Source organism: Cellulomonas sp. P4_D11 (assembly GCF_056401915.1).
In genome coordinates this window covers 1-676 of record NZ_JBFUIK010000077.1, presented here as the reverse complement: position 1 = coordinate 676, position 676 = coordinate 1, and the positions used below count along the sequence as shown (strand labels likewise).

Annotated in this window: 1 protein-coding gene; it reads left to right on the top strand. The window is 70.6% G+C overall.

Features of this window, described 5'->3' with window-relative positions; translation table 11 throughout:
* Positions 1–676 (top strand): hypothetical protein (locus AC1DT4_RS20240; protein ID WP_477091551.1); only part of this gene is annotated, 676 nt, incomplete at both ends.

Here is a 676-nt window from a genome sequence, read left to right as displayed (position 1 = left end):
CTTCGCCTCCTACTCCGGCGTGCGCCCGAGCGTGCAGCTGGCCGTCGACCGCGACGGCAACGGCACCTGGGACGGCTACCTCGTCTACGAGCCGTGGGCCTACGGCGACGGCAACTGGTGGACCTCCAAGGCCGGGTTCGGCGTGCCGTCCGACATGGGCTACGCGTCCTTCGGCACCATCGAGGCGTTCGTCGCGGCCAACCCCGACGCCAAGGTCATCGGCGTCGGCTACTCGCTGGGCTCCGGCGTGATCGGCGACGCGGTCATCTCGAAGATCGTCGTCGGCGGAGCGACCTACACCTTCGGGCTCGCGCCCGTCGTCGTCGTCACGCCTCCGGGGCCGGTGTTCACCCTGCACTCGACCGACAAGGTCGCCGCCGGGTGGGGCATGGAGGAGCGCACCTTCGGTCACCACGAGTACGTCGACAACGGTCTGCACGTGTGGACCGAGGCGGGCACGGCCAACCCCGGCCTGACCCAGTCGAAGGCCGCCGGCTACGTCGCGGCGAGCTTCCCGCTCTCCGACGCCGTGTCGACGAGCATCGACTTCGCCTCCTACTCCGGCGTGCGCCCGAGCGTGCAGCTGGCCGTCGACCGCGACGGCAACGGCACCTGGGACGGCTACCTCGTCTACGAGCCGTGGGCCTACGGCGACGGCAACTGGTGGACCTCCAAG